Origin of the sequence: Halobacterium salinarum DSM 3754 (assembly GCF_008124605.1) — an archaeon.
Lineage (GTDB): Archaea > Halobacteriota > Halobacteria > Halobacteriales > Halobacteriaceae > Halobacterium > Halobacterium salinarum.
In genome coordinates this window covers 41107-47357 of the sequence record NZ_VRYN01000007.1, presented here as the reverse complement: position 1 = coordinate 47357, position 6251 = coordinate 41107, and the positions used below count along the sequence as shown (strand labels likewise).

The following is a 6251-nucleotide window of genomic DNA, read 5'->3' as shown; positions in this document are numbered from 1 at the left end:
CCGTGCACCAAGTGCACGACTTTCTAAGCTAGTAACTCTCTATAACAGTCAGAAACTCTATCATAGTGTGTGAAGACTTCTATGACACCCTCGTCCGCGTGGTTAAACGTCCCGACCCGTGAGTTCGTCGAGGCGCGCGAGGTACGCCTCCCGGGGCTGCTGGTACGCGCTCCGGTAGTCGATCTCGCCGGCCGCGAACTCGGCGGCCAGCTCCAGCACCGTCTCGACGGCTGCGGTCCGGGACGCGGCGTGTGTGTCGGCGTGTTTCACGCGCACCCCGGGCTCCAACAGCAGCGACACCCACCATCCGTCGGTGTCGGTGCCCGAGCGGCGCTTGCGCTGCGTGGGGGGCCGCTGGAGGAGTTTGAGCGTCGGCATGCAGGGGGCCGGATACGACTCGCTGTCGAAGACATCGGGGCGGTAGACAACGACGTCGCCGGCGGTCGCGTCCTCGGTCCACACCGTCCAGTCAGCGTGCAGGGTGCCGTACCCGCTCATGTGTGCCGTGTGGGTGGCGGGCGGCTAATCCCTGCCGGTCGGCGCGTGAAAGTGAAGCCACCCCCGTGCGCTCCCGGATCGCGCGCTGCCGACACTCCACCGGCGATGACTCGCCGGAGACGCTGTCGCGGAACGGCGTTTCACTTTCACTCCGCAGGGGTGGTCAGCCGTCCGCCATCGATTCGGCGGGCTCGGCGTCGTCGTCCACGGAGTCGACCGCCAGCCACTCCTCTGCCCAACACTCGATGGCGTCGAACACCGGGAACAGCGATTCCCCCTTCGCCGTCAACGAGTAGTAGGTGGCGACCGGGGACGCCTCCTCCAGACGACGGTTCACGAACCCCAGCTCCTGGAGGTCATCCAACACCCGCGAGAGCGTCCGCGAGCTGGCGTCCGTCGAGCGTTTCAGCTCGTTGAACCGCTTCTCGCCGTCCTGGAGGTCGTGTAACACGATGAGCCGCCACTGGCTGCCGATCTGTTCCAGGGAGTCGATCACGTGACACGCGGCGTCGCTGTACCGGTCGTCCTCGTCGCTCATCACCCGTCGTATCGTGGCCACGCACATAGTGGTTCTGCAACACACCAGGTTACCAGAAGAAACCAGCCACGTTGTGGAACCGGCGGCGGGACGTTCCCGGCCCACCGTGTGGTGGACCTGTAGGCTTACCTGCCGGCAGCCCCTAGGCACGGGTTGGCAATGGCTCCACGAGACACCGACGCCGACGACACCGACTGGGCGGCGACACTCACCGACGACCAGTATCGAGTGCTCCGCGAACAGGGCACTGAGCGCCCGTTTTCCGGCGACCACGTCGACCGCGACGAGGACGGCACCTACTCCTGTGTCGGCTGCGACACGACGCTGTTCGACGGGGAGACGAAGTTCGACGCCCACTGCGGGTGGCCGAGCTTCTGGGACGCGGCCGACGACGACGCCATCGAGCGCCGAGAAGACCACAGCAACGGCATGGAACGCACGGAAGTGGTGTGCGCCGAATGCGGCGGCCACCTCGGACACGTGTTCCAAGACGGCCCCGATCCAACGGGCGAGCGATACTGCATCAACTCCGTCGCCCTGGACTTCGAGCCGACGGAGTAGCGCCCGGTCAGTGGTTCCCCTGGATGTCCGTCGACCCACAGCCGGGACACTGTGTCATCTCGCCGAGCGACGGATGGGTGGCCGAGCTCCAGTCGTCTCGGGAAGCGGTGCGTCCACACTGATGACAGCGAAGCCGGGTGGTTGCCGACATACTCCTGCCTACTGCGCGCAGTACCAAAATAGTTCCCGACAGTTCAACGCCTAGAGGTGACCGGCGTCCGCGCCACCCCGCGGCCGCGGCTAAGCGAAATCCGTTTTCCCGTCCGCGACCTACCCGCGCCCAGTGACTGACATCTCCAAGGACCGGTTCCTCGACGCGCTGGAGGGCGTCGGCCGGCCGGTGGCGACGGCCGAACAGATCGCGCGCGAACTCGACTGCACGCAGGCCACGGCCGCCGACGCCCTGGCCGCACTCGCCGCGGACGACGAGGTCGAACGTGCGAACGTCGAACCCGACCCCGTGGTGTGGTATCCACGGGACTGGCTGGAGCTCACCGACCGGGAGCGCATCGTGCCGTTCCCGGACCGCCGCGAGATCATCGTCGATCAGCCCAGCCAGCTCACGCGCGCCCAGCTCTCGCGGGTCGCACACCTCACGGACACCACCCGAACGGGGAGCTACCGCTACGAGGTGCGCGCCGAAGACGTGTGGGCCGCCCCCTTCGACAGCCTCTCAGACCTCGTGGCAGCCATCACGGAACTGCTGCCCCGGGACTGCCCGACGCTCATCGAGTGGGTGCGCGAGCAGTGGACGCGCGCCACCCGGTTCCGGCTGCGCACCCACGACGACGGCTACGTCGTCCTGGAAGCCGCCACCGACAGCCTCCTGGGGAACGTCGCCGAGCAGAAACTCGACGACGACGTGCTCCGCGCCCCGATCTCGGACACGGAGGCGTGGGTCGCCGCCGAGCAGGTCGCGCCCCTCAAGCGCACGCTCTACGAGGCCGGCTATCCCGTCCGCGACGACCGCGACCTCGAATCCGGGGAGCCACTGGCCGTCGACCTCCACCTCGACCTGCGGCCGTACCAGCAGGACTGGGTCGACCGCTTCGAGGACGCCAGCGCCGGCGTGCTCGTCGGGCCGCCCGGCTCGGGCAAAACGGTCGCCGCCATGGGCGCGCTCGAATCCGTCGGCGGCGAAACGCTCGTGCTCGTTCCCAGCCGCGAACTCGCCACGCAGTGGCGCGAGGAGCTGCTGGCGAACACCAGCCTGACCGGCGACCAGATCGGCGAATACCACGGCGGCGAGAAACGCGTCCGCCCGGTCACCATCGCAACCTACCAGACCGCCGGAATGGACCGCCACCGCCACGTCTTCGACGACCGCGAGTGGGGGCTCATCGTCTACGACGAAGTCCATCACATCCCCGCCGAGGTCGCGCGCCGGTCGGCCAGCCTCCAGAGCAAACACCGCCTCGGGCTGACCGCGACGCCGGTCCGGGAGGACGACAAGGAGGCCGACATCTACACGCTCGTTGGTCGCCCCATCGGCACCGACTGGGACGCCCTCTTCGACGCCGGCTTCGTCGCCGAGCCCGAAGTCGAAATCCGGTACGTGCCGTGGCGCGACGACGACGACCGCTACGAGTACGCCGCCGCCAGCGGCCACACCCGCCGCCGGCTCGCCGCCGAGAACCCCGCCAAGGAAGCCGAGATCGAGCACCTCGTCGACCAGCACGGCGACACCCAGGCGTTGGTGTTCGTCGACTACCTGAGCCAGGGCGAGCGCATCGCCGAGCGCCTCGACGCCCCGTTCGTGAACGGCGAAACCCCACACAGCAGGCGCGAAACCCACTTCGATCAGTTCCGCACGGGCGCACTGGACGCCCTCGTGGTGTCCCGCATCGGCGACGAGGGCATCGACCTGCCCGACGCCGAGTTCGCGGTCGTGGCCTCCGGGCTCGGCGGGAGCCGCCGGCAGGGCGCACAGCGCGCCGGCCGCACCATGCGCCCCGGCAGCCAGTCGCTGCTGTTCGTGCTGGCGACCCGCGGCACCGAGGAGGAAGACCACGCCCGCAGCCGGATGCGACACCTCTCCACGAAGGGCGTCCGCGTGACCGAATCCGACGCCAGCCACTCGCCGTGACCGCCCGCAGCCGTCCGGCTCCGTCGACCGGAACCAGCGGCGTTATGCGTCTCCCCCACCCCAGCGTCGGTGATGACTGAGTTCGCATTCACCGAGACCGTCGACGTGCGCTACCAGGACCACGACACGATGGGGCACGTGAACAACGCGGTCTACGTGACGTACATGGAGCAGGCCCGGTTCGCGTATCTCACCGACGGCATCGGGCGCGCACCCACGGACCTGGACATGGTCGTGGTGAACCTGTCCGTCGATTTCAACCGCCCCGTTGAGTTCGCCGACACGGTCACGGTCGGCGCGTCGATCACCCACGTGGGCGACACCAGCTTCACGATGGCCTACGAGGTCCGCGACGACGACGGCGTCGTCGCCACGGGCGAAACCGTCCAGGTCGCCCTCGACCCGGACACCGGTCAGCCGCGGTCGGTGCCCGACGACTGGCGGCGCGCCATCGACGCCATCGAAGCGTAGCTGGCCGGCCCCGCGACGGCAGCGAAAAAACAGACGGCTGTGGGTGGTTATCGGCGACTCGCCAGCAGCGCTGCACCGAACACCGCCAGCACCGCCACGCCGATCCCGAAGCCCGGCACTGGCAGTCCGGTCCCCGCGTCGGTGTCGGCAGGCGGGGTTGTGGTGGTGTCGGTCTCCGCGGTCAGGTCGACGGTCGTCGCGGTCCCGTTCGACGACGCCATGGTCGCCGTCACGTCGGCGTTCACCACGGACGCGTTGAAGTACCCGTACTCGCGGCCGGCAACCGAGTAGTGGCCGTACACGTCGATGTCACCGTCGCCGTCGGCGGCGAGCGTTCTGAGGCTGCTGTCCGGGAACACCACCGAGACGGTGCCGTTGTCGGACACGGTGGTGCGGGTGGCGTTCACCCGCTCGCCGACCGCGTTCAGCGCGTAAAACGCCTGCGTGTCGACGGTCGCGTTGGTCGACGGCATGGCGAACGACACCGCGGCGTCGCCGGCACCGTCGAGGGAGACGGTCCCGGCGTCGGCGGTGGCGTCGACGCGCCGGATGCGGTCGGTGTCGGCCGGCGAAACGGTGCCCTGGGCGTCGATGTAGTCGAACAGCACCGTGCCGTACAGCGTGTACTCCTCGTTCAGCACGGTCGCGTTGGCCACCGAATCCCAGCCGGCCATGTACGAGTTCACGGTGACGTTGTAGGTCGCGTTCGGAGCCACCGGCGTCCCGTTGACTGACACGTCCCGGACCAGGCTGTCGGCGTCCGCGTGGGTCGCCCACTCGTAGGTCACGCCGCTCACCTGGAGTTTCGCCTGGGGATCGTACGCGCCGTCGTCGCCCACCGTCTCAACCTGGCTTTCGAGCAGCGCCGTCAGCTCGCTGCCGGTCAGCCGCATGGTGACCAGGTGGTTGTTGAACGGCAGCATGTTGTAGACGTTCCCGGCGGTCACGTTGCCCGGGCCGTACTGGCTGTTCGACCGGATCCCGCCGGCGTTCGTGGCCGCAACGTCAGCGCCGGTTTTCGCGCGGAACGCGTCGGTCACGAGGTTCCCGAGCGCCGTCTCGTCGTGGTAGTTGGACGCGAACCGCGCGTCGAGCGTGGTTTCGGTCCGCCCCGCAACCCGGGCGAGCTCCTCGCCGCGCGCGTCCTCGATGAGCGTGCTCACGGTCTCGTTGTGGGTTGCGTTCTGCGTGTCGATGAGCCGCCCCTCCCAGTCGGTGACCGCGCCGTCGGAGACGGTGAGGTTGAGCTCGCCGAGGTAGTTCGCGCGGGCCTCGCCTTCGCTGATGACGACCCCGTTGGTCTCCGCGGGTGGGTATTTGATCTCGTCGTCGCCGACCAGCACCGCGTCGACGTTCTCGGTCTCGTTTGCGAGCTGCTTTGCGACCGGCACGCCGAAGTGCCCGAGCACGACCACCACGTCGGCGTCCTCCTCGGTCCGCAGTTGGGTGGCGTACTCGCTGCCGGCTGCGGCGTAGTCGCGCAGCTCGTAGCCCTGCTCGGCGAAGTCGACCGCCGTCTTGGGCTTGATCTTCTGGTCGGCGAGGCCGATGACGCCGACCCGCACGCCCTGCTTCTCGACGACCGTGTACGGCTCGGTGCCCGGGATCGGATCGCCGGTCTCGCTGTCGACGATGTTCGCCATCAGCCACGGGAACGTCGAGGCCTCGGAGAAGTTCGCCACGGCCTCGAACCCGAAGTCGAGGTCGTGGTTGCCGATGGCCTCGGCGTCGGGGTCGATGACGTTCAGCGTGTCGACGGGCGTCTGCCACTTCGTGAGCGGCGACAGCGAGTGCGGGCTGACCTCGTCGCCGGCACCGAACACGAACGTCGGGTTGTCGTGGGCGGCCCGGCGCTCGGCGACCAGCGTCGCCAACCGTGGCAGGCTGTCGTTCTCCGCGGCGGCTGTCTGGATGTCGTTGTACGACAGGATCGTCACTGTGGTGTTGTTCGCTTGCGCCGTGGTGGCGTCCGTGGCGACCGGCGGGGCGGTGGTCCCGGTCGCGGCGTCGGTCGACGCCTGGACTGCGCCCGCCGGCACTACCGCTGCCGACAGCACGCACAGACTCGCCACGAGCAGCGTCATCGCGGTTCGCATG

Annotated in this window: 6 protein-coding genes; 3 read left to right on the top strand and 3 right to left on the bottom strand. The window is 68.6% G+C overall.

Annotated elements, in window-relative coordinates:
- Nucleotides 1-102: 102 nt before the first annotated feature.
- Both APQ99_RS10520 and APQ99_RS10515 read right to left on the bottom strand, forming a co-directional pair.
- Nucleotides 103-498: a DUF5820 family protein gene (locus tag APQ99_RS10520; protein ID WP_010903019.1), complete on the bottom strand. Its 396-nt coding sequence runs from the start codon at nt 496-498 to the stop codon at nt 103-105.
- Between the two features lie 163 nt (nt 499-661).
- Nucleotides 662-1036 (bottom strand): winged helix-turn-helix transcriptional regulator, encoded by a 375-nt coding sequence (locus APQ99_RS10515; RefSeq protein WP_010903020.1) that lies wholly within the window; start codon nt 1034-1036, stop codon nt 662-664.
- Nucleotides 1037-1195: 159 nt separating this feature from the next.
- Here APQ99_RS10515 and msrB point away from each other — a divergent pair, with 159 nt between their 5' ends.
- From msrB to APQ99_RS10500, 3 genes are all read left to right on the top strand, one after another.
- On the top strand, nt 1196-1597 hold the full coding sequence (gene msrB, locus APQ99_RS10510; protein WP_010903021.1) for a peptide-methionine (R)-S-oxide reductase MsrB: 402 nt from the start codon (nt 1196-1198) through the stop codon (nt 1595-1597).
- Between the two features lie 283 nt (nt 1598-1880).
- Nucleotides 1881-3683, top strand: a complete 1803-nt coding sequence (locus APQ99_RS10505; RefSeq protein ID WP_012289321.1) for a DEAD/DEAH box helicase — start codon at nt 1881-1883, stop codon at nt 3681-3683.
- A gap of 72 nt (nt 3684-3755) precedes the next feature.
- Nucleotides 3756-4154 (top strand): acyl-CoA thioesterase, encoded by a 399-nt coding sequence (locus tag APQ99_RS10500; RefSeq protein WP_010903023.1) that lies wholly within the window; start codon nt 3756-3758, stop codon nt 4152-4154.
- Nucleotides 4155-4201: 47 nt separating this feature from the next.
- Here the strand turns inward: APQ99_RS10500 and APQ99_RS10495 are convergent, their stop codons facing one another.
- On the bottom strand, nt 4202-6250 hold the full coding sequence (locus APQ99_RS10495; RefSeq protein ID WP_010903024.1) for a 5'-nucleotidase C-terminal domain-containing protein: 2049 nt from the start codon (nt 6248-6250) through the stop codon (nt 4202-4204).
- Between the last annotated feature and the right edge of the window lies 1 nt (nt 6251).

Bases quoted from the DNA above. Each gene is read 5' to 3' on its own strand.
- APQ99_RS10520 (WP_010903019.1), bottom strand. From the start codon at position 498: ATGAGCGGGTACGGCACCCTGCACGCTGACTGGACGGTGTGGACCGAG.
- APQ99_RS10515 (WP_010903020.1), bottom strand. From the start codon at position 1,036: ATGAGCGACGAGGACGACCGGTACAGCGACGCCGCGTGTCACGTGATC.
- msrB (WP_010903021.1), top strand. From the start codon at position 1,196: ATGGCTCCACGAGACACCGACGCCGACGACACCGACTGGGCGGCGACA.
- APQ99_RS10500 (WP_010903023.1), top strand. From the start codon at position 3,756: ATGACTGAGTTCGCATTCACCGAGACCGTCGACGTGCGCTACCAGGAC.
- APQ99_RS10495 (WP_010903024.1), bottom strand. From the start codon at position 6,250: ATGCGAACCGCGATGACGCTGCTCGTGGCGAGTCTGTGCGTGCTGTCG.